This window comes from Kitasatospora misakiensis (genome assembly GCF_042656005.1).
In the GTDB taxonomy this organism is placed as follows: Bacteria; Actinomycetota; Actinomycetes; order Streptomycetales; family Streptomycetaceae; genus Kitasatospora; species Kitasatospora misakiensis.
Genome location: NZ_JBHSOF010000024.1, coordinates 90,705 through 111,218 on the forward strand (window position 1 = coordinate 90,705; position 20,514 = coordinate 111,218).

Sequence of the window (20,514 nt, forward strand, 5' to 3'; positions counted from 1 at the left end):
GCGGCCGCCCTTGGGCGCCGCGGCGGGGGCCGTTCCGTTCCGCCCCCGGCTCTAGCCGAGGGAGCCGGCCCGTTGGGTCCGCTGATAGAGGGTCCGGTGCCCGGTGCGGGTCTTCACCAGCAGGCCCGCCCGGTGCAGGACGCCGAGGTGGTACGAGACGGTGCTGGCGGCGAGCCAGTGCCGTTCGGCCAGTTCGGTGGTGCTCCTGGGGGTCTCCAGGTCGCCGAGGATACGGGCGCGGGTCGCACCGATCAGGTCCCCGGCGGGCGGCGCCGGGGCCGGCCCGGGGTCGGCGTCGGGGCCCGGGAGGGCGGGGTAGAGGATCATCGGCCGCTGCCGCCCGCTGCCGGGCAGCGGGTCGACGGCGATGTGCAGATCGGAGCTGAAGACCGCCGGCGTCAACTGGAGCGAGGAGGCACAGATCTCGCCCCGGGCGTCCACGGCCAACCGGAGGCCGTCCTCCTCGTACCGGACGCGCGGGTGCAGACCGGCGAGCATGCCCGCGAGGCCCTGGCGGGCGGCGGTCTGGGCCCGCCGCGCGATGTCGGCGTCGATCCTGGCCCGCAGCGCGGGCCAGTACGGAAGGACGGCGGCCTGCCAGAGCTGGTGGAGCTCGGCCGCGACCCGCTCGGCGAAGTCCGCCTCGCCCCGGTCGAGCGCCCGGAGCAGGGCGCGCGGAGCACGGCCGCCGGTGATGCCGATCCCGGCGTCGCCCGCGAGCATCACCCCGATCTCCCCCGCCAGCCGCGCGGGGTCGACGGTCGCGACGGCGTGCAGCTCCCGTTCGAGTGATTCCTCGTGCTGGTCGGGCTGCGGATTGATGAAGTCCGGGATGTACGACCACGCCCCCGTGAAGAAGGACTCCAACAGGACCAGCCGCCGCTCCCGCACCGACTCCCGGACCAGCACGCCCGGCCCGCGCCGGGCGGCCCCGGCCGACGGGTGGAGCAGCCACAGACCGTCGGTGGCGACGTGCAGCGGCGAGATCACGAACCGGGTGTTCGCCAAGGCCCGGGAATCCAAGTCGATCCGAAGCAACCGCGTCCCCTCCGTGTGCGCATTCGATCCTCATCGAATCATTCGACCCGGCCGCCCGGCGGGCGATTCCATGGATCCGGGCCGGGGGACGAAGGACCGGCCGGATCCGAACGACCGTGACGGCGAAGGAGATTGTCGTGATCGCCCGCCCCCGGGGCCACCGCCCCCCACCGGAGCCCCCGGGGGCGGGCCCACCCCGCTCCGCCCGGTCGACCGGCCGCGCCCCACCGGGCCCGACCGCGACCGACGGCCCGAGGGCCTGTCCGGCCGATCTTGCCGGGCGCGTGCCACGATCCACCGGACAGGCCCTCCTCCGGCGCACCATGGAGCTGGCGGGTTCCCGGTGCGGCGGCGGAGGAGGCGGCGTGGAGCGGTCGGCGGGGGAGTGCTGGGTGGTCGGGGTGGACGTCGGCGGGTCGGGGGTCCGGGTCGGGGTGGCGCCCGCCGGGTGGCCGGGCGGGCCGGCGGGGGTGCGGACGGTCGAGCTGGCCACGGCCGCCCGGGTGTCGGCCGGGGCGGGCGGGCTGGAGGCGGGGGCGCTGCTCGGCCGGCTGCTGCCCGCGCTCGACGGACTGGCCGCCGGCCTGCCGGACGGGGCCCGGATCGGGGCGGTCGCCGTCGGCGCGGCCGGGATGGCCCTGCTCGGCCGTGACCTGGCCGACCGGCTGCCCGGCCCGCTCGCCCGGGCCACCGGGGCCCGGCGGCTGGTGCTCGCGGGGGACGCGATCACGGCGTACGCGGGAGCCCTCGGGACCGCCGCCGGGGTGGTCGTGGCCGGCGGGACGGGGCTGGTCGCGATCGGCCACCGCCCGGGCGGCGGCTGGCACCGGGCGGACGGCTGGGGCCAGTTGCTGGGCGACTGCGGCAGCGGCGGCTGGCTGGGCCGGGCCGGGCTGGAGGCGGCGCTGCGGCAGCAGGACGGGCGCAACGGGGGTTCGCCCGTCCTGCTGGCCGCGGCCGAGCGGCGCTACGGCCCGGTCACCGGCCTCCCGGCGGCCCTCCAGCCGCGCCCGGACCGGGCGGCGCTGCTCGCCGCGTTCGCGCCGGACGTCGCCGCGGCGGCCGGGGCGGGCTGCCCGGTGGCGGCCGGCCTGGTCGGGCGGGCGGGGGAGGAGATCGCCGCCTCCGCGACCGCCGCCGCCGGGGCGGCCGGTCTCCGCGAGCCCCTGCTCGCCCTGACCGGCGACCTGTTCCGGCTCGACCAGGTGCAGCGGGCGACCCTGCGGGCGCTGGCCGTCCGGCTCCCCGCCGCCCGCCTCCGCGCCCCGGACGGCCCGCCCCTGCTCGGCGCCCTCCGCCTCGCCGCCGCGGCGGCGTCGGCCGCCCCGACCGCGTCCGGCTTCCCCTGGCCGCTGGACCCGCCGCTGCTGGACCTCCTCGACCTCCCCGCCGACGGTCCGTAGCGGCGGCGAAAAAGCGTTTGAGCAGTGGTCAGGGCTCTGGGAGCGTGGTCGGTATGAAGAAGACTTCCACCCCCGAGGACTGGCTGGCGACCAACCGCGCCAACTGGGACGGACGCGTCCCGGTGCACACGGCCAGCGAGTTCTACGACATCCCCGGCTTCGTGGCCGGCAAGGAGGCACTGCGGGCCTTCGAACTGGCCGAGGTCGGTGATGTCACGGGGAAGTCCCTGCTCCACCTCCAGTGCCACATCGGCCTGGACACCCTGGCCTGGTCCCGCCACGGCGCCACCGTCACCGGGCTGGACTTCTCGGCGCCGGCGGTGGAGGTCGCCGCCGACCTGGCCGGGCGGATCGGCGCGGACACCGCCCGCTTCGTCGTCTCCGACGTGTACAAGGCCGTCGAGGCGCTCGACGGGCAGCGCTTCGACATCGTCTACACCGGCCTGGGCGCCCTGTGCTGGCTCCCGGACATCGCCGGCTGGGCGCGGACGGCCGCGTCCCTGGTCGCCCCGGGCGGCTTCCTCTACCTGGCGGAGTTCCACCCCTTCGGCGACACCCTGGCCGACGACGGCCGGACGGTCGAGTACGACTACTTCAACCGCGCGGCCACGGTCTGGGACGACCCCAGCACCTACACCGAGGGTGAGGTGACCTCGGGGGCCACCATGACCGTCGAGTGGCAGCACGGGGTGGGCGAGGTGCTCAGCGCCCTGGTGGCGGAGGGGCTGCGGGTCGAGTTCCTGCACGAGCACGACTTCACGCTGTTCCCGCGCTTCCCGGTCCTGGAGCACGACCGCGGTTACCGCTTCCCGCCCGGCCACCCGCGGGTCCCGCTGATGTACTCGATCCGCGCGAGCAAGCCCGCGTAGCAGCCGGCGCCGTCACACCTTGCCACGGGTTGGGGCGGAACGTGGCCCGGCATCCGCAGCGGCTGCGGCCCGGCGGGCGGACGGGGGAGGACCGGCGCAGGATGGGAGGGTCCGGGGTACCGCCCGGAGTGGGGCGCCGCCGCCGTGGGGCGGCTACGGGAGGTTGCCATGGCCGTCGCCGAGATCGTTCCGGCCGACATCAGGGAGTGGCGTGGCCACGCCGTCATGGACGAGAAGGACCACCGGATCGGCACGCTGGAGTCCGTCTACGTCGAGACCGCCAGTGACCAGCCGTACTTCGCGACGGTCACGATCGGGCTGGCCGTCAAGCGCCGGCTGGTCTTCGTCCCACTGGACGGCGCGGTGCTGGGGCCGGGGTACGTACGGGTGGCGTTCCCCAAGGCGCTGGTCAAGCAGGCGCCCTCGATCGGGGTCGACGACGTGCTGCCGGCCGAGAGCGAGCCGGAGGTGTTCGCGCACTACAAGCTGGAGTACGCCACCGGGGCGGGCGGGGAACGGCGGCTGGCCCGGCGCTGAGCGCCCCCGGCCCACACCGCCCGGCCCACACCGCCCGGCCCACACCGCCCGGCCCACACCGCCCGGCCCACGCCGCACGGCGTGCCACCCGCCGGCCGCCCCCGCGCCGTGGGAGGCTCGCCCACGCCATGACCGTCGCCATCGCCCTGCTCACCCAGGACCTCCGGCTGCACGACAACCCCGTGCTGCACGCCGCCTGCGCCGCCGCCGACGAGGTCGTCCCGCTCTTCGTCCTGGACCCGGACGTCGACGCCGCCGGATTCGCCGCACCCAACCGCGCCGCCTTCCTCGCCGACTGCCTCACCGACCTGGACGCCTCGCTGCGCCCGCTCGGCGGCCGGCTCGTCCTGCGCCGTGGCCCCGCCGCCTCCGTCACCGCCCGGCTGGCCGCCGAACTGGACGCCGTCTCGGTGCACGTGGCCGCCGGGGTGAGCGGATTCGCCCACCGACGGGAGCGGGCGCTGCGCGCCGGGCTCGGCGACCGCCTGCACGTCCACGACGGCTCCCTCACCGCCCTCGTACCGGGCGCGGTGACGCCCGCCGGCAAGGACCACTACGCCGTCTTCACCCCGTACTTCCGTGCCTGGTCGCAGGCGCCGCACCGGACCGTCCTCCGCGCGCCGAAGGCCGTCCGCACGCCCGGCGGCCTCGCGAGCGAGCCCGTCCCCACTGCGGCACCGGAATCGCCCGGACTGCCGCCCGGCGGCGAGCGGGCGGGCCGCCGGCGCTGGCGGAGCTACCCGCTGGAGCGCTACGCCGAGCTGCACGACGACCTCGCCGCCGACGGCACCTCGCGCCTCTCCCCGTACCTGCACTTCGGCTGCCTCTCCGCCAACGAGCTGGCCGCCGCCGCGACCCGCCGGGGCGGCGACGGCGCCGAGGCGTTCGTCCGCCAGCTGGTCTGGCGCGACTTCCACCACCAGGTGCTCGCCGCCCGCCCGCTGTCCGCGCGGCACGACTACCGCGACCGCGGCGACCGGTGGCTGCCGGAGGACGAGGAGGAGTGCACCGCCTGGCGCCAGGGCCGGACCGGGTTCCCGCTGGTCGACGCGGGCATGCGCCAGCTCGCCCGGGAGGGCTGGATGCACAACCGCGCCCGGCTGGTCGCCGCCTCCTTCCTCACCAAGACGCTCTACCGGGACTGGCGGATCGGCGCCCGCCACTTCCTGCGGCTGCTGGTGGACGGGGACTTGGCGAACAACCAGCTCAACTGGCAGTGGGTGGCGGGCACCGGGACGGACACCCGCCCGAACCGGGTGCTCAACCCGCTGGCCCAGGCCGACCGGCTCGACCCGGACGGCGCCTACGTCCGGCGCTGGGTCCCGGAGCTGGCGCACGTCGCGGGGCGGAAGGTGCACCGCCCGTGGCTGCTGGACGAGCGCCCGGCCGGCTACCCGGAGCCGATCGTGGACCCGGCGGCCCTCTCCGCACGCCTGCGCCGCGCCCGCGACCTGGACTGATCCCGGGCGCCCGCGCCGTGGACTGATCCCGCGCACCGCCGTGGCCGGGGGCGCCGAACCGGTGACTCCCGGCCGTGGCGCGGCCCCCCGGCCGGGGCCCGCCGCTACCGTCGGCTCCATGCAGCAGATCACACCCTGCCTCTGGTACGACGACCAGGCCGAGGAGGCCGTCCGCCACTACACCTCGGTCTTCCCCGACTCGCGGATCACCGGCGTCACCCACTACACCGAGGCGGGCCCCGGCACGCCCGGCACCGTGCTGACCGTCGCCTTCGAACTCGACGGCCGCCCCTACGTCGCCCTCAACGGCGGCCCGCTCTTCCCGTTCACCGAGGCCGTCTCGCTCCAGGTGCACTGCGACGACCAGGCGGAGGTGGACCGGCTCTGGGCGGCGCTGCTGGAGGGCGGCGGCCAGGAGGGGCCGTGCGGCTGGCTCAAGGACCGCTGGGGCCTGTCCTGGCAGATCACGCCCCAGGTGCTGATCGACCTGGTCTCCGACCCGGACCGGGCCAAGGCCGCGCGGGTCACCACCGCGATGCTGGAGATGCGCCGGATCGACATCCAGCGCCTGCTCGACGCCGCCGAGGGCTGAGCCCGTGGCCGCCCCCGCCTACCGCCACATCTCCTACCTGCACGCCACCCCGCAGCGGGTCTGGCACGCCCTCACCAACGCCGACGAGTCCGGCCTCTACTGGGGCCACCGCAACGTCTCCACCTGGCTGCCGGGCGCCGGCTGGGAGCACCAGCGCATCGACGGCTCCGGCACCGCCGACGTCGTCGGCACCGTCGAGGCGGCCGACCGTCCGCGCCTCCTGGTCACCACCTGGGCAGGCCCCGGCGAGCGGCGCCCCGCCGGACCGTCCCGGGTGACCTTCGAGCTCCGCTCCCACCGGGACCTCACCCGGCTCACCGTCACCCACGAGAACCTGGCCGACGAGGCCGAGCGCGCCAACGCCGAGGCAGGCTGGTCGGCGGTGCTGTCCAACCTGAAGACCTACCTGGAGACCGGCCACCCCCTCCCGCAGGACCCCTGGGAGATGCCCTGACCCGGCCGTGATGTCAGCCCTCCCGTGACGTCAGCCCGCCCGCGAGCGCTTGCGCCGGCGGCGGACGCGGGCCAGAGCAGGGCGCTCGCCGCGGACCCACCGGCGCAGTCGGCCGAGCCGGGAGAAGCGCTCCCGGCTCGCCACCGACGCCCGGTCCAGCCCCTCCATCAGCCGCCGGGAGCGGTGCTCCAGGTCCAGTTCGTCGAGGATCCGGTCGACCTCGGTCAGCAGCGAGCCGAGCAGGTGCCAGGCCTCCGGGTCGGCCCGCACCTGCTCCAGCAGCAGCCGGGCGACGTTCTCCCGGCTCGCCCAGGCGGCCGTCAGCTCGGCGGTGAGGCGCTCCTCGGCCTCCTCGGCGTTCCGGCTGACCTGGGTGGTGACCAGCACGGCGAAGCTCACCAGCGCGCCGCCGACGTGGGCGAGCAACTCCTCCATCGCCACCGCGAGGCCCGGTGCCACCAGCGGTTCGCCGGGCGCGCGGCGTTTGGCGAGGTCGGTGAGCGAGCGGGAGATCACCCGGATCACCACCACGCAGATCTCCAGGGTGTCCAGCCCGGTGCGCAGCACCAGCCGGGAGAGCAGCCCCTCGCTGATCCGGGGGTTGAACTTGAGGCTGTCCTCGGCCTGGCGCAGCGCCGCGTCGACGTCGGCGATCGCCTGGTCCAGCCGGCGGGCCTCGTGCAGGCGTTCGGTGGCGTCCGCGACCTCGGTGGGCCGGCCCAGCTGGTCGGCGAGGTCGACCAGCAGGTGGCGGGCCCGGCGGGCCAGGTCCTCGATGGACGCGCCGGCGGTGTCCACCCAGACCGGCGGGGCGAACAGCAGGTTGAACAGCAGGCCGACGCCCGCGCCGATCAGGGTCTCCAGCACCCGGTCCCAGGCCTGGGAGGCGAGTTTGGTGACGCCCAGGATCAGCATCGCGCTGATCGCGACCTCCTGGACGAACTCGTCCACCCGGACGAACCGGCCGATCACCAGCGAGGCCAGGATGATCAGCCCGAGGCTCCACCAGGAGAGCCCGACCACCGAGCTGAAGCCGATCGCGATCAGCACGCCGACGACCACCGAGTTCACCCGGCGGATGCTGGTGGTGAGGGTCGAGTAGACGGTGACCTGGACGACCAGCAGCGCGGTCAGCGGGGCCGTCAGCGGGGCCGGTTCGGTGCTGAGCCAGGTCGCCACCAGGTAGGAGAGGGTGGCGGCGACGGTCGCCCGGGCCGTCTGGACGGCGAAGGGGTCGCGGGCGGCGCGGCGCAGCAGGCCGGCGAGGGAGTCCGGTAACAGAGCCATGCGCACCTCCTTCCCCGTGTCGCGGTTCCCACCGGGGCGGGGTCCGCGCGGGCCGGGGTCACCGCCTGCCGCGGCCCTCGCGGGCCGGGGTCACCGCTTGCCGCGCCCCTCGCGCAGCAGCTTCCACGGCGCGAGCGCCGACTCCACCTGCACCCCGAGGCTCATCTTGGACGCGCCCTCGATCCGCTCCTCGAAGCGGATCGGCACCTCCTTGATGGTCAGTCCGCGCTGCACCACCCGGTGGTTCAGCTCGACCTGGAACGAGTACCCGTTGCTCTCCACCGACGGCAGGTCGATGGCCCGCAGGGTCTGCGCCTTCCAGGCCTTGTAACCGGCGGTGGCGTCCCGCACACCCAGGCCGAGGATGGTGTTCACGTAGAGGTTGGCCCAGGCGGAGAGCGCCTTGCGGTGCCACGGCCACTCCTCGGCGGTCGACCCGCCGGGGACGTACCGGGAGCCGAGCACCACGGCGGTGTCGTCGGCCAGCAGGGTCTCGACCATGAGCGGCAGGACGGCGGCCGGGTGGGACAGGTCGGCGTCCATCTGGACGACCACGTCGGCGCCCTGCTCCAGGGCCAGGGTCATTCCGGCCACGTATGCGCGGCCGAGGCCGTCCTTCTCGGTGCGGTGCAGCACCCGGATCCGGTCTTCGGACTCGGCGGCCAGCTTGTCGGCGACCTCGCCGGTGCCGTCGGGGGAGTTGTCGTCGACCACCAGCAGGTGCAGGTTCGGCAGGTCGAGGTCGGCCAGCAGGCCGGCGAGGACCGGCAGGTTCTCCCGCTCGTTGTAGGTGGGCACGACCACAACGACCTTCGGGGCGGCCTCGACCATGTTCTGTTCCCTCGCGAGTTCGGCGTTTCGGCCGTCGGCGGGACGGCCGTGCGAGTCTATCCGCGCCGCTTCGAACGCCGTCGCGCCGGACCACCACCCGGTCTCTCACCCGGTTCTTGCCCGTTCCCGTTCGGTTGGCCGCCGCCGGTCCGTCACCTGGACCGGCGGGTGCTCCAGGCGGGCGCGACGATGCCGATCAGGGCGACGGCGAAGCCGAGTTGGAGCAGATGGCGGATCCAGTCGATGCCGGAGGTGTTCCGGACGCCGACCCAGCCGGACACCGCGTTGCCCAGCCACGCCCCGGCGGCGCCGAGCAGCATGGTCAGCCACCACGGGATGGCCTGCGGGCCGCGCAGGAGCAGCTTGGCGATCAGGCCGAGCACGAAGCCGATGAGCAGAATCCACAGCAGCTGGAACATCGCATTCCACCTTTCGAGGCGCGTTCCCTCATGATCGCCCGATCCGCCCGGCCCGGCACGTCCAGACGCCGGCCGCGGCTCCAAGCCGCTCCCCGTCGCCGGTGCTCACCGGGACGGTTCCCCACCGCTCAGCGCCGCCCCGGTGGCCGGGTCGAAGACGTGCAACCGCCCGGTGTCGATCCACAGCTCCAGCGGGGCGCCCTCGGCGGCCCGGGTGGCCGTCCCGATCCGGGCCACCACCTCCCGCCCGGGCGCGCCCGCGCCCGCCTCGGCCCGCCGGGCGTCGACCTCCTCCAGCCCGCCGCCGGCGATCGCGTCACCGGGGATCGCGTCGCCCCCGACGGTGAAGTGCACGAACACGTCCGAGCCCACCGACTCGACCACCTCCACCCCGACCGTGACGCGCGCCCCGCCCGTCGGATGCTCCAGCAGCGCGGCGTCCTCGAAGTGCTCCGGGCGGATGCCGACCACCACCTCGCGCGGCGCGTCCGCCGCCGTGAGCCGCCGGCGCAGCCGGTCGTCCACCGGCAGGTCGCCGAGCGCGGTGCGCAGGGTGTCCTCCTCCAGCCGGCCGCTCAGCAGGTTCATCCCGGGCGAGCCGATGAACCCGGCGACGAACAGGTTGGCCGGGGCGTCGTACAGCTGCTGCGGCGCGCCGACCTGCTGGACCACGCCCGCGCGGAGCACCACCACCCGGTCGCCGAGCGTCATCGCCTCGACCTGGTCGTGGGTGACGTAGACGGTGGTGGTGCCGAGCCGGCGCTGGAGCCGGGAGATCTGGGTGCGCATCTGCACCCGCAGCTTGGCGTCCAGGTTGGAGAGCGGCTCGTCCATCAGGAAGGCCTTGGGGTCGCGGACGATCGCCCGGCCCATCGCGACGCGCTGGCGCTGGCCGCCGGAGAGGTGGGCCGGCCGGCGGTCGAGGTGCTCGGTGAGGTCGAGGATCCGGGCCGCCTCCTCGACCTTGGCGGCGATCACCGCCTTGTCGGCCTTGGCCAGGCGCAGCGCGAAGCCCATGTTCTGCCGCACGGTCATGTGCGGGTACAGCGCGTAGCTCTGGAAGACCATCGCGATGTCCCGGTCCTTGGGCGCCCGGTCGTTGACCACCCGCCCGCCGATCCGCAGGGTGCCGTCGGTGATGTCCTCCAGGCCCGCGATCATGTTCAGGGTGGTGGACTTCCCGCAGCCCGAGGGGCCGACCAGGATCACGAACTCGCCGTCCGCGACGGTCAGGTCGAGCGCGCGGACGGCCACCGAGCCGTCGGGGTAGCGCTTGGTGATGCCCTCCAGGACGATCTCCGCCATCGGTCCGCGTCATCCCTTCACTGCGCCGGCGGTCAGGCCGGCCACGATGCGGCGCTGGAAGAACAGCACGAACAGCACGATCGGCACCGTGATCACCACGGCCGCGGCGGCGATCGAGCCGGTCGGCTGCTGGAACTGGGAACTGCCGGTGAAGAAGGCGATCGCGGCCGGCACGGTGCGCGCGGCGTCCGTGGAGGTCAGCGAGATCGCGAACAGGAAGTCGTTCCAGCAGAAGATGAAGACCAGGATGGCGGTGGTGAACACACCGGGCGCCGCCAGCGGGGCGATCACCAGCCGGAACGCCTGGGCGGGCGTCGCGCCGTCCATCTTGGCGGCCTTCTCCAGCTCCCACGGGATCTCCCGGAAGAACGCCGACAGGGTGTAGATCGCCAGCGGCAGCGAGAAGGTCATGTACGGGATGATCAGCCCGGCCCAGGTGTCGAAGAGCCCCAGCGCCCGCTCGATGTCGAACAGCGGCGAGACCAGCGAGATCGGCGGGAACATCGCGATCAGCAGCGACATCCCGATCAGCAGCCGCTTGCCGGGGAAGCGCAGCCGGGCCACCGCGTACGCCGCCATGGTGGCGAGCACGACGGCGACGGTGGTGGCGATCACCGCGACGCCGATCGAGTTGAGCAGCGCCCGGGTGAACTCCGAGGTGCGGAAGATGCCGCGGTAGTTCTCCAGCGTCCAGTCGCGCGGTACGAACGCGCCGTCGGTCAGGGTGGCCGGGTCCTTGAAGGAGAGCGCGGCGATCCACCAGACCGGGAACAGCGCGTAGAGCACCACCACCAGGTTGACCAGCCCCCAGCCGGTGCGCGTCCTGGCCTGCCGGGCGGTCACCGGCCCTCCGCCGAACCGCCGGGCGCGGCGGCGCCGAAGAACTTGACGAAGATCAGCGCGATCGCCGCCACGCACAGGAACACCAGCACCGAGATCGCCGAGCCGATGCCCAGGTTGAGCGCGGTGAACAGGTTGTCGTAGCCGAGGATCGAGACCGAGCCGGTGTCGTTGGCGCCGCCGGTCAGCACGTAGATGTTGTCGAAGATCCGGAACGCGTCCAGGGTGCGGAACAGCAGCGCCACCAGGATCGCCGGCTTCATCAGCGGCAGCACCACCAGCCGCAGCCGCTGCCCGGCGCCGGCGCCGTCGACCATCGCGGCCCGCACCGTCTCGGCCGGCACCAGGGCCAGCCCCGCCAGCAGGAGCAGGGCCATGAACGGCGTGGTCTTCCACACCTCGGCGAGGACGATCAGGCCGATCGCCGGCCAGTGCTCGGTCAGCGGCGCGCTGCCCTCCGGCAGCAGCGCCGCCAGGTAGCCGGTGCCGGGCGTCCACGCGTACTGCCACGAGTAGGCGGCCACCACCGTGACGATGCCGTACGGCACCAGCACCGCCGTGCGCACCAGCCCGCGCCCGAACACCGCCCGGTGCATCACCAGCGCCAGCGCCAGGCCCAGCACCAGCTCGATCGCCACCGAGACGACGGTGATCAGCACCGTCACCCCGAGCGCCTGCCACCAGTACGGGGAGGACAGCACGGCGCCGTAGTTGGCGAGCCCGACGAAGGCCGAGCGGTCCGGGAAGCGCAGGTCGTAGCGCTGGAAGGAGAGGTAGACCGCGTAGCCGACCGGGTAGGCCGTCACGAGCAGCATCACCAGGACGGCGGGGGCGCAGAGCAGCCAGCCGAGCCGGCGCTCCTGCCGCGATCCCTCGGAGAGCCGGCCGGCGGTTTTGCCCCGGTCCGTCGTGGTGGTCACGGGATCAACCCCTTCGAGCCGAGCGCGTCCCTGATCTGCCCGGCCAGGTCGGCGACCGTGCGCTCCGGGTCCACCTCCGACGGCGGGGAGAGGGCGTGCGCGACGGCGATCGACACGTTCTGGTACGCGGGCGTCTGCGGCCGCACCGAGGCGGAGTCCAGGGCCGCCAGCACGTCCGCCGCGAACGGGTAGCTGTCGGTGAGTTCGGCGGCGGTGTACAGACTGCGCAGCGAGGGCGGCAGGCCGCCCTTCAGCGCGTTGGTCAGCTGGTTCTCGCGGTTGCGCAGGCAGAGGACGGCCTCCTGGGCCGCCTCCGGGTGGTCGGAGTAGGCGCCGACGGCGAGGTCGATGCCGCCGATGGTGACGGTCGCCGGCCGCCCGGGGACGACGGACGGGTAGGGCGCCCAGCGGAAGTGCCGGAACAGCTCGGGCTGGTTCTCCTTCATCGACGGGTAGACGAAGGGGTAGTTGAGCTCGAAGGCGGCCGTCCCGGACTCCATCGCCAGCCGGTTCTGGTCCTCCATCTGGTTGGACAGGGACGGGTCGGCGGCGGGGGAGCGGGCGAGGTCCCGGACCACCCGCGCGGCGGCGACGGCCGGCTCGCCGAGCGAGGGCGCCGTCGCGTCCGGGGTGAGGATCGAGCCGCCCGCGCTGGTCACGAGGGTGTTGAACCAGACCGTCAGACCCTCGTACTGCGCGCCCTGCACCTCGACGAAGTGCGGCCCGCCCCGCTCGGCCAGCCCGCGCGCGGTGTCGAGCAGCTCGGCCCAGGTCGCGGGCGGCGCGGACACCAGATCGTCGCGGTACCAGAGCAGTTGGGTGTTGGAGTTGTAGGGGACGGCGTACAGCCGGCCTTGCCAGGTGGCCGTGCGCAGCGCGGCGGCCAGGGTGTCCTCGCTCGCCCGCTCGCGCAGCGCGCCGGTCCACTCGCGGGCCCAGCCGGCCTCGGCGAACTCCGGCGTCCAGGTGACGTCCAGGCCCATGATGTCCACGCCGTCGTCGTGCGCGGCCATCCGGCGCACCAACTGCTGGCGCTGGCCGTCGGCGGTGCGCGGCAGCTTGTTGTAGCGGATCGACCAGCGCCCGCCGGAGCTCCGGCCGCAGGTGTCCGCGGCCTGCTGGAGCGCGCCCGAGTCGTCGGGGAAGTTGTACCAGTCGAGGACGACCGGGCCGGCGCCCCCGGAGCCGCTGCCGTTGCCGCTGCCGCAGGCGGCGAGCGTCCAGGCGAGCAGGAGCAGCAGGGCGACGGCGGCCCGGTGGTGCGGTCTCGGCATGCCTCTCCCTCCGGCGGACCGACCTTAGGCCGCTTGCCGCTCGGGGCCTTCGATCTGACGGTGCGACATCCGCCCCGTCCTTCCAAAGGCCCAGCGTGCGCGTTTGGTGAAGATCGGGGCCGGGCGGCTCTGGCGGGCGACGGCGGGGAGCCGCTACGGTCTGGACCAGCCACCCGTCCGGCCGATCGGCCGCGCCCCGTCCTGGCCTCTTCCGGGAGTCGTCATCAGCACCCGATCCACCGTCAGCGCCGCGCCCGCCGCGGCTCCCACCGCGGCTCCGGCGCTCGACGCGCTCACCCTGCCCGACCTGCTCGACGACCGGGCGGCCCGCCACCCCGACCGGCCCGCGCTGCTGGTCCCCGGGCGCCCGGTGCTCGACTACCGGACGTGGCGGGAGCGGGCGGTGCGCGCCGCCCACGGGCTCGCCCGGGCGGGCGTCCGGCCCGGTGGACGGGTGCTGCTGCTCCTCCCCAACCGGGCCTGGGACGACTACGCGGTGGCCTTCCTCGCCACGCACTACGCCGGCGCGGCGGCCGTCGTCGCCCGCGAGGACCTCGGCGCCGAGGACACCGCGCGGCTGGCGGGCGACGGCGGGGCCACCCTCGCGGTCGCCCTCGCGGCCGACGACGAGCGGGCGTCCGCCGCCGGCGTCCCCGCCCTGACCCTCGCGGACCTGCTGACCGGCGATGGTCCCGAGGAGCCGCCGCACCGCCCCGCCCCCGGCGACCTCGCCCAGGTGATCGGCACCTCCGGCACCACCGGCGCGCCCAAGGGCGTACACGCCGCCCACGCCAGCCTGACCGCCGGCCAGCGGCTCGACCCGCGCCCGCGCCCGTACGCCCACTCCGCGCACGCCGTGCACGCCTTCCCGATCGGCACCAACGCCGCCCAGGTCGTCCTGGTCAACGCCCTGGTCGCCGCGCCCGCCACGATCTGCCTGCCGCGCTTCGACGCCGAGGAGTTCGGCCGGACCGTCGCCGAGCACCGCGTGGGCACCGTCTTCCTGGTGCCGTCGATGGCCGTCGAACTGCTCGACTCCGGCGTCCCCGAACGGTACGACCTCAGCAGCGTCCTGCTGATCAGCTCTTCCGCCGCCGCGCTGCCCGCCCCCGTCGCCACCGCCCTGCGCGCGGCCCTGCCCGCCGCGACCCTGGTCAACACCTACACCTCGGCCGAGGCGTCCCCCGCCCAGATCTCCGCCGTCGTCGACGCCCGACGGCCCGGCTCGGTCGGCCGCCCCGCGAACCCGGGCGACCTGCGACTGCTCGGACCGGACGGGCAACCGGTCGGGACGGGCGAGACCGGCGAGGTCTGGCTGCACCAGCCCGGCCCGCCGCGTGGCTACACCGCCGGCGCGCGGGCCTCGGCGGCCGTCTTCCGGGACGGCTGGGTGCGGATGGGCGACCTCGGCCGGCTCGACGCCGACGGCTACCTGTACCTGGTCGACCGGGAGAGCGACATCATCAAGTCCGGCGCCCTCAAGGTCTCCACGCTGCGCATCGAGGACGTCCTGCACGCCCACCCGCAGGTCGCCGACGCTGCCGCGCTCGGCCTGCCGCACCCCGTCATGGGCGCCGTGCCGGTGGCCGCCGTCGTCCCCGCCGCCGACGGGCTCGACCTCGACGAACTGCGGCTCTTCCTCGCCGCCCGCCTCGGCCGGGCCGAACTGCCGGTCCGGATCCTGGTCACCGACCGGCTGCCGCGCAACCCCAGCGGCAAGGTCGTCAAGCACGAACTGCGCGCCCGCTTCCAGGAAGCCGACGACCGCGCCGGCGCCGGCGTCCGCACCGGCGGTACGCCGCCCGGTACCGCGCAGGAACGCGCCCTCGCCGCCGTCTGGAGCAAGGTCCTCGGCCGACCGGTCGAGGCCGTCGAGGACGAGTTCTTCGCCCTCGGTGGCGACTCCTTCCGCGCCGTCCAGCTCGCCGCCGCCGTCGCCGCCGAGTTCGGCGTCACCGCCAGCACCGCCCTGGTCTTCGAACGCCCCTCGCTGCGCGCCCAGGCCGCCTGGCTCGCCGACGCCCCTCGGCCGGCGGACGCGCCCCTCCCGCCCGCCGAGGGCGAGCTTTCGCCCTTCCCCTCGCCCTCCCTCTCGCCCTTCCTCCGCGAGCTGCGCGCCCAGCCCCACGACATCCCGCTCACCTCCCAGCAGGAGAACTTCCTGCGCTGGATGGCCGAGGCCGAGGGCCGCAACGTCGGCTCCGTCGCCGTCATGTTCCGCGTCACCGAACCACTGGACCTCGCCCTGCTGACCGAGGCCCTGCACGAGGCCGTCCGCCGCCACCCCGCGCTGCGCACCCGCTTCGTCCCCGTCCCCGGCGCCCCGGGCGTCCGGCGCGCCGTCGTCGACCCCGAGCCGGAGGTGGAGGCGATCCTGGTCGACGCCCCGGGCGCGAGCGACGACGAGGTGTCGGCCCGGCTGATCGCCGTCCGGGACCGGCTCACCGACGTTGGCGAAGGCCCGATGACCGGCCTCGCCGTGGTCAGCCGGGGCCCCGACGACCACGCCGTCCTGCTCGCCGTCCACCACATCGTCGGCGACGGCTGGTCGGTCGGCGTCCTGCTGCGCGACCTCGGCGTCGTCTACTCGGCGCTGCGCCGCGGCCGACCCGCGCCCCCGCCCCGGCCGATGCCCCCGCTCGGCGAACTGGTCGCCCGCGCCAACGCCCGGTGGCCGGCTTCCCGCGCCCACTTCGCCCGCACCCTCGCCGGCGCGCCCGAGGCCGTGCACCCCTTCCCCGGGCGCGCCGACACCGAGACCGTCCTCAGTGCCGCCCACCGCCTCACCGTCCCCGCCGCCCGCGCCGCGGCCCTGCGCGCCCGGGCCGCCGAAGCCGGCGCCACCCCCTTCCAGGCGCTCGCCACCGTCTGGCTCGGCCTGCTCGCCGAACGCAGCGGCCAGCAGGACCTCGTCCTGATGACCCCCGTCCCCGGCCGCACCACCCCCGAGGCGGAACAGGCCGTCGGCTGCTTCGTGCAGTCCCTCCTCCTACGGGTCGACGCCTCCGGTGCACCCGGCTTCGCCGAACTCCTCGCCCGCGTCCGCGACACCGCCACCGCGGCCCTGGACCACCAGCTCTACCCCTTCGCCGAGTTCAGCCCCCTGGTCCCGTTCGCCGCCTGGCTCCGCTACGAGGCCTGGAACGCCCCCGCCCAACTCCCCGGCCTGGCCTGCACCGCCTGGGAGGTCCCGCGTGGCGCCACCGTCCCCTACCCGCTGCCCGGCGGCGACCGGCACGTCCCCGAACTCGCCGCCACCGAACAGCCCGACGGCTCCCTGGTCTGCTGGCTCCGCTACAACGAGCACGCCTTCACCCCGGCCGCCGTCGAGTCCCTCGCCGCCGCCCTCGAAGCCCGCATCACGGAGGCCGCCGGCGGCTGACCGGGCCGGACCGCTCCCGACCGCTGAGCCGGCTTCGTGGTGTGCCCTGCCCGACGAGGGCAGGGCACACCACGGGGTCACTCGTGCCCCCTCGGCGACGCGTCAGGCCCTCGACCCCGCACCGGCGGTGGCGAGGAGCCGGGTGCGCAGCGCGGCGGCGCCGCCCTCGGCGAGCCAGTCCGCCAGGGTGCGCAGCCCGGGGTGGATCACCCGCAGCGCCTCGATGTCGGCCCGCCAGCGGTGGCCCGCGGCCCACTGCTGCCGGACCATGGCGAGCTCCGGATTCAACGCCGCCGCCTCCTCGTGGGTGAACTGCTCGTAGCGGAGCGCGAGGCCGGTCGCGGCCCCGATCGCGGCGACGGCCTCGACCGGCGTCGGGGCGTCGCCGGCCAGTTCCAGCGTCCGCCCGGCGAACCGGTCCGGCTGCTCGAAGGCCAGGGCGGCGAACTCGGCGATGTCCTCCAGCGCGATGATCTGCATGGGCTCGTCCGGCGGGAAGAGGTGCCGGTTCACGCCGTCGGCGAACCCGTCGAGGCCGATGCCGGCCAGCCCGAGGTAGTTCGTCATGAACCGCACCGGCCGCAGCACCGTCACCTGCTCGATCCGCTCGCGCAGGTACCGCTCCGTCCGGCGCTTCCCGGGGGCGGCGAAGGCCGTGCCGGTGGTCGAGGCGACGCCGGTGTACACCACCTGGCGGACCTTGGCCTCGGCGGCGGCGTCGGCCAGGGCCCGGCCGCGGGCGAACTCCAGTTCCTCGTTGTCGCCCGCGGGCCCGTAGACCGTCGGTGGCACGGCGAACAGCGCGGCGGCACCGGCCAGGGCCCGTCCGAGGCTCGACGGGTCGTCGAGGTCGGCGAGGACCAGCTCGGCCCCGGCCTCCGCGAGCGCCACGGCGGCGGGTGCGGTCACGTCCCGGACCAGCGCGCGCACGGGGCGGCCGCCCGCCAGCAGCCGGCGTGCCGTCGCGCCGCCCTGCTTCCCGGTTGCGCCGCTCACGGCGACGACGCCCCACGCCGTTTCGGTGTCGTTGTCGGTAGTCATGTTGCTCTCCCTCTCCCCGGACCGATGGCTGCGGAATGATGCGGTGAATCCGGGGTATCTGGAACACTGCAACCCGTTTCGGCCGACGCACAAGGGGTTTCGTGACATGACGACAGTGATCGGCGGCGACCGGGCGGACGCCCGCCGCAACCGGGCCAAGGTGCTGGCCGCCGCCGTCGAGGCGATGGCCGAGCAGGGGTTCGACGTCCCGCTCGGCGAGGTCGCCCGCCGCGCGGGCCTCGGCGCCGGCACCGTCTACCGGCACTTCCCGAGCAAACAGGCACTCCTGGAGGCGGTGTTCGCCCAACACCTGGACGACCTGGTCGCCGCCGGCGAGCGACGGACCGCCCGGTACGCGCCGACCGAGGCCTTCTTCGGCTTCGTGCAGGACGTGATCGAACTGTCCAGCAGGCGCGGGCAGATCTGCGAGGTCGTGGCCGCCGACGACGCGAGCTGGCCGCGCCCGGTGCTGACGGCCTCGCTGCTGCGGTTCCGCCAGGTCCTGACGGCGCTGCTGCACGCGGCCCAGCGAGCGGGCGGCGTCCGCGCCGACCTCGTCCCCGACGATGTCATCGCCCTCGGCGTCGGATGCGTCTCGATGCTCACCACCCGCCGCGACCGCCCGGCGGGCCTCACCCTCGTCCGGCTGACCCTGGACGGGCTGCGGACCCCGGTTTCGGTCACGGAACATCCGGCCTTCCGTGACCGGCCCGGAGCCGCCCACTGCGAGGAGTGCGGAGCCGCCCTCACGATCCACCCCACCGGCCGCCCGGTCCGCTACTGCGGCCCCACCTGCCGCCAGCGCGCCCGCCGCCGCCGCCTCGCGGACTACCCCAGGTAGGGAGTCGCCCGGTGCTCCAGGAAGTGCCGAAGCCGGAGCTGCTGAGTGTGGTGCATCGGTAGGTCGCCGATGTCATCGGGAGCGACGAACCGGAGGTCGGTCGACTCGTCGGAGATCCGAAGCTCCCCACCCGTGACACGCGCGGTGAAGCAGACGTTGAACTGCTGCCGCACCTCCCCGTCCGAGTAGGCGATCACATGCCGCGGATCGGTGTACATGCCGACGAGCCCAGTGACCTCCACATCGAGCCCGGTCTCCTCACGAACCTCCCTGACCGCCGCCCCCGGAAGCGACTCCCCAAGGTCCATCGCCCCACCCGGTAGCGCGTACAACCCGTTGTCGGTCCGCCGCTGAAGCAGAACGCGCCCCGCCTCATCCGTGACAACGGCGGAAGCCGCCACCACCAGCCGATTCGGCTCAGGCGCACCGGGGTCGTCGAAGAACTCGGTCCGTGCCATGTCTCAGCTCTCCTCGACTGGTCGCGCTGCGCTCCACGCCGCACCGAAGCTCGAAGCGCAGGTGTCGAACATCGCCCCCACATCTGCCCGTCGTACGTCCAGATTCACGGGCACGAGTCGAACGACCCGTTGAGCAAAGGGCCGTTGGCACGGCCACTATCGCTCGGGCAAACGATCAATGACGATCCATCAGGATCTCGTCAGGGGTTCCACGACCGACGGACCACCGAACTCCGAAGCGAGGGCGTCCATGACAACCTCGTCACAGACCTGCCCGAGCCAGTACCCCGCCTGCCGCAGGGCGCCGACGGTCCGGAACCCCGCCTTCTCGTACGCCCGGACAGCCGGCCGGTTCGGTGCCAGCACCTTGAGCCAGAGCATACGCAGATCGCTGATGTGGAACGCGTAGTCCAGCACGAGCCGGGTCGCCGCCGTCCCCAAGCCTCGTCCCCGCGCCTCCGGCGCCAGCATCACCACGTACTCGGCTGTGCGAACGGCGTGGTCCGGCAGCAGCGTGGCGACGCCGACCGGCACGGCGGCGTCGCCCGCCAGGTCGTAGACGGTGAACCGGATGTTGTCCCCCCGGAGTTGCGCCGCCATCCCCTCCACGCGGGCCTCCAGCGACTCCGGCTGCTGCCGCCCGTACCCCACGAGCAACGCCGGATCCTGCTCCCAGCGCCAGTACGTCTCGACGAGGTCGCCCCGGTACGGCCCGAGGCCACAGGCGGAGTCACGGATCCAGATGATCGGGTCGGTTTCGGTGGTGATGGTGGGCTCCAATGACGAGGACGGGGGTATAGGCGAGAGTCGAGGCTGGTTCGCCGACGGCTGTGCCGTCCTCAGTTTGCACCCAAGCGTGCATCCGCACCGGGTCGGCGGCGATGCCGTGGCACCACGCCACAGAGCGCCGTCGGGCGGCCAGCGAGAGGACGACAGCCGCCGATTCCTCAAGACAGGCCGTACGGCCCGGTGAGTACCATCCGGCCGCCCGGATCGCGTTGACGGTGACATGTACCTCCTCCGGGGTAGCCGGACGGAGTGCGGTTGACGCAGCGAGTTCTAAGGTGCGGACGATTCGCCTCGTCGCTGCCCGCCTGTTCCCGGCTGCCTTGACCGATGACACCGCGATGAGCGCGCTTGTGGCACCCAGGAGGCGTTGCGGGGAAACCGGGAGCGGACGAGTGGCGCCGGCGGCGTGTTCTGTGCTGCCCCAGCTTGACCGCGCGGAGTGGGCGGCGATCAGTTGCCAAGGAGAAGCCGTATCGGTAGGTACGAGGAGCCTGGCTGCCAGGAGCTGGGCGCAGAGGCCTTCGCCGAGCGGATACGACTGGCCGACGGGGGCAGCCTCGCGGAAGCGTTCGGCGGCCGCAGGGAGCAGACCTTGGACTCTGCCGGAGTGATAGTCGATGAGAACGAGGACGTGCCCGAAATCGGCAGCGCGCACGTGACCGGGCATGGTGACGAACCCCGGACGGCTATGCATGAGAGTCATCCCTCGTAGGGGTATGAGAAGCGATCCCCAAACCCGCCACGGGACTTGGGATCAGTACGGGTGTTCGGGTT

The 20,514-nt window shown here is 74.3% G+C and carries 20 protein-coding genes; 8 read left to right on the top strand and 12 right to left on the bottom strand.

Annotation, left to right across the window (positions count from 1 at the left end):
- Nucleotides 1–51: 51 nt before the first annotated feature.
- A complete protein-coding gene (locus ACFP3U_RS19645; protein ID WP_380226873.1) occupies nucleotides 52–1,008 on the bottom strand; it encodes an ArsR/SmtB family transcription factor in 957 nt (318 codons plus the stop codon).
- A gap of 395 nt (nucleotides 1,009–1,403) precedes the next feature.
- Here ACFP3U_RS19645 and ACFP3U_RS19650 point away from each other — a divergent pair, with 395 nt between their 5' ends.
- The 6 genes from ACFP3U_RS19650 (at nucleotide 1,404) to ACFP3U_RS19675 (ending at nucleotide 6,353) form a co-directional block, all read left to right on the top strand.
- The gene (locus ACFP3U_RS19650; RefSeq protein WP_380226874.1) at nucleotides 1,404–2,441 is read left to right on the top strand and encodes a BadF/BadG/BcrA/BcrD ATPase family protein; all 1,038 of its coding nucleotides are present in this window, start codon (nucleotides 1,404–1,406) and stop codon (nucleotides 2,439–2,441) included.
- 53 nt (nucleotides 2,442–2,494) lie between these two features.
- The gene (locus tag ACFP3U_RS19655; RefSeq protein WP_380226875.1) at nucleotides 2,495–3,310 is read left to right on the top strand and encodes a class I SAM-dependent methyltransferase; all 816 of its coding nucleotides are present in this window, start codon (nucleotides 2,495–2,497) and stop codon (nucleotides 3,308–3,310) included.
- A 168-nt stretch (nucleotides 3,311–3,478) separates the two neighbouring features.
- On the top strand, nucleotides 3,479–3,847 hold the full coding sequence (locus ACFP3U_RS19660) for a PRC-barrel domain-containing protein (RefSeq protein WP_380226876.1): 369 nt from the start codon (nucleotides 3,479–3,481) through the stop codon (nucleotides 3,845–3,847).
- A 128-nt stretch (nucleotides 3,848–3,975) separates the two neighbouring features.
- The gene (locus ACFP3U_RS19665; RefSeq protein ID WP_380226877.1) at nucleotides 3,976–5,307 is read left to right on the top strand and encodes a cryptochrome/photolyase family protein; all 1,332 of its coding nucleotides are present in this window, start codon (nucleotides 3,976–3,978) and stop codon (nucleotides 5,305–5,307) included.
- A 118-nt stretch (nucleotides 5,308–5,425) separates the two neighbouring features.
- Nucleotides 5,426–5,899 (top strand): VOC family protein, encoded by a 474-nt coding sequence (locus ACFP3U_RS19670; RefSeq protein ID WP_380226878.1) that lies wholly within the window; start codon nucleotides 5,426–5,428, stop codon nucleotides 5,897–5,899.
- Between the two features lie 4 nt (nucleotides 5,900–5,903).
- Nucleotides 5,904–6,353, top strand: coding sequence for an SRPBCC domain-containing protein (locus tag ACFP3U_RS19675; RefSeq protein WP_380226879.1), 450 nt, complete (start codon nucleotides 5,904–5,906; stop codon nucleotides 6,351–6,353).
- 30 nt (nucleotides 6,354–6,383) lie between these two features.
- Here the strand turns inward: ACFP3U_RS19675 and ACFP3U_RS19680 are convergent, their stop codons facing one another.
- From ACFP3U_RS19680 to ACFP3U_RS19710, 7 genes are all read right to left on the bottom strand, one after another.
- Nucleotides 6,384–7,640: an FUSC family protein gene (locus ACFP3U_RS19680; RefSeq protein ID WP_380226880.1), complete on the bottom strand. Its 1,257-nt coding sequence runs from the start codon at nucleotides 7,638–7,640 to the stop codon at nucleotides 6,384–6,386.
- Between the two features lie 90 nt (nucleotides 7,641–7,730).
- Entirely contained in the window at nucleotides 7,731–8,471 is a 741-nt protein-coding gene (locus ACFP3U_RS19685; RefSeq protein WP_380226881.1) for a polyprenol monophosphomannose synthase, read from the bottom strand.
- Between the two features lie 152 nt (nucleotides 8,472–8,623).
- The gene (locus ACFP3U_RS19690) at nucleotides 8,624–8,890 is read right to left on the bottom strand and encodes a GlsB/YeaQ/YmgE family stress response membrane protein (protein ID WP_380226883.1); all 267 of its coding nucleotides are present in this window, start codon (nucleotides 8,888–8,890) and stop codon (nucleotides 8,624–8,626) included.
- 105 nt (nucleotides 8,891–8,995) lie between these two features.
- Entirely contained in the window at nucleotides 8,996–10,195 is a 1,200-nt protein-coding gene (locus tag ACFP3U_RS19695) for an ABC transporter ATP-binding protein (protein WP_380226884.1), read from the bottom strand.
- 9 nt (nucleotides 10,196–10,204) lie between these two features.
- Nucleotides 10,205–11,038, bottom strand: coding sequence for a carbohydrate ABC transporter permease (locus tag ACFP3U_RS19700; RefSeq protein ID WP_380226885.1), 834 nt, complete (start codon nucleotides 11,036–11,038; stop codon nucleotides 10,205–10,207).
- Nucleotides 11,035–11,955, bottom strand: a complete 921-nt coding sequence (locus ACFP3U_RS19705; RefSeq protein ID WP_380226886.1) for a carbohydrate ABC transporter permease — start codon at nucleotides 11,953–11,955, stop codon at nucleotides 11,035–11,037. The genes ACFP3U_RS19700 and ACFP3U_RS19705 overlap by 4 nt, the downstream gene beginning before the upstream one ends.
- Entirely contained in the window at nucleotides 11,952–13,229 is a 1,278-nt protein-coding gene (locus ACFP3U_RS19710) for an ABC transporter substrate-binding protein (RefSeq protein ID WP_380226887.1), read from the bottom strand. Before ACFP3U_RS19710 ends, ACFP3U_RS19705 begins: the two co-directional genes overlap by 4 nt.
- A gap of 106 nt (nucleotides 13,230–13,335) precedes the next feature.
- Here ACFP3U_RS19710 and ACFP3U_RS19715 point away from each other — a divergent pair, with 106 nt between their 5' ends.
- Nucleotides 13,336–16,611, top strand: a complete 3,276-nt coding sequence (locus tag ACFP3U_RS19715; RefSeq protein ID WP_380226897.1) for an AMP-binding protein — start codon at nucleotides 13,336–13,338, stop codon at nucleotides 16,609–16,611.
- 102 nt (nucleotides 16,612–16,713) lie between these two features.
- Here the strand turns inward: ACFP3U_RS19715 and ACFP3U_RS19720 are convergent, their stop codons facing one another.
- Nucleotides 16,714–17,652 carry an NmrA family NAD(P)-binding protein gene (locus ACFP3U_RS19720; protein WP_380226888.1) on the bottom strand — a complete coding sequence of 313 codons (939 nt, stop codon included), beginning with the start codon at nucleotides 17,650–17,652 and terminating at the stop codon, nucleotides 16,714–16,716.
- A gap of 106 nt (nucleotides 17,653–17,758) precedes the next feature.
- Between ACFP3U_RS19720 and ACFP3U_RS19725 the strand changes: the two genes are divergently transcribed.
- Nucleotides 17,759–18,493, top strand: coding sequence for a TetR/AcrR family transcriptional regulator (locus ACFP3U_RS19725; RefSeq protein ID WP_380226889.1), 735 nt, complete (start codon nucleotides 17,759–17,761; stop codon nucleotides 18,491–18,493).
- Here ACFP3U_RS19725 and ACFP3U_RS19730 read toward each other — a convergent pair.
- The 3 genes from ACFP3U_RS19730 to ACFP3U_RS19740 all read right to left on the bottom strand — a co-directional run bounded on the left by ACFP3U_RS19730 (nucleotide 18,481) and on the right by ACFP3U_RS19740 (nucleotide 20,443).
- Nucleotides 18,481–18,951 carry an NUDIX domain-containing protein gene (locus ACFP3U_RS19730; protein WP_380226890.1) on the bottom strand — a complete coding sequence of 157 codons (471 nt, stop codon included), beginning with the start codon at nucleotides 18,949–18,951 and terminating at the stop codon, nucleotides 18,481–18,483. The two genes, ACFP3U_RS19725 and ACFP3U_RS19730, sit on opposite strands and share 13 nt — an antisense overlap.
- 189 nt (nucleotides 18,952–19,140) lie before the next feature.
- A complete protein-coding gene (locus ACFP3U_RS19735; RefSeq protein ID WP_417466416.1) occupies nucleotides 19,141–19,689 on the bottom strand; it encodes a GNAT family N-acetyltransferase in 549 nt (182 codons plus the stop codon).
- The gene (locus tag ACFP3U_RS19740) at nucleotides 19,682–20,443 is read right to left on the bottom strand and encodes a lasso peptide biosynthesis B2 protein (RefSeq protein WP_380226892.1); all 762 of its coding nucleotides are present in this window, start codon (nucleotides 20,441–20,443) and stop codon (nucleotides 19,682–19,684) included. The genes ACFP3U_RS19735 and ACFP3U_RS19740 overlap by 8 nt, the downstream gene beginning before the upstream one ends.
- Nucleotides 20,444–20,514 lie beyond the last annotated feature (71 nt).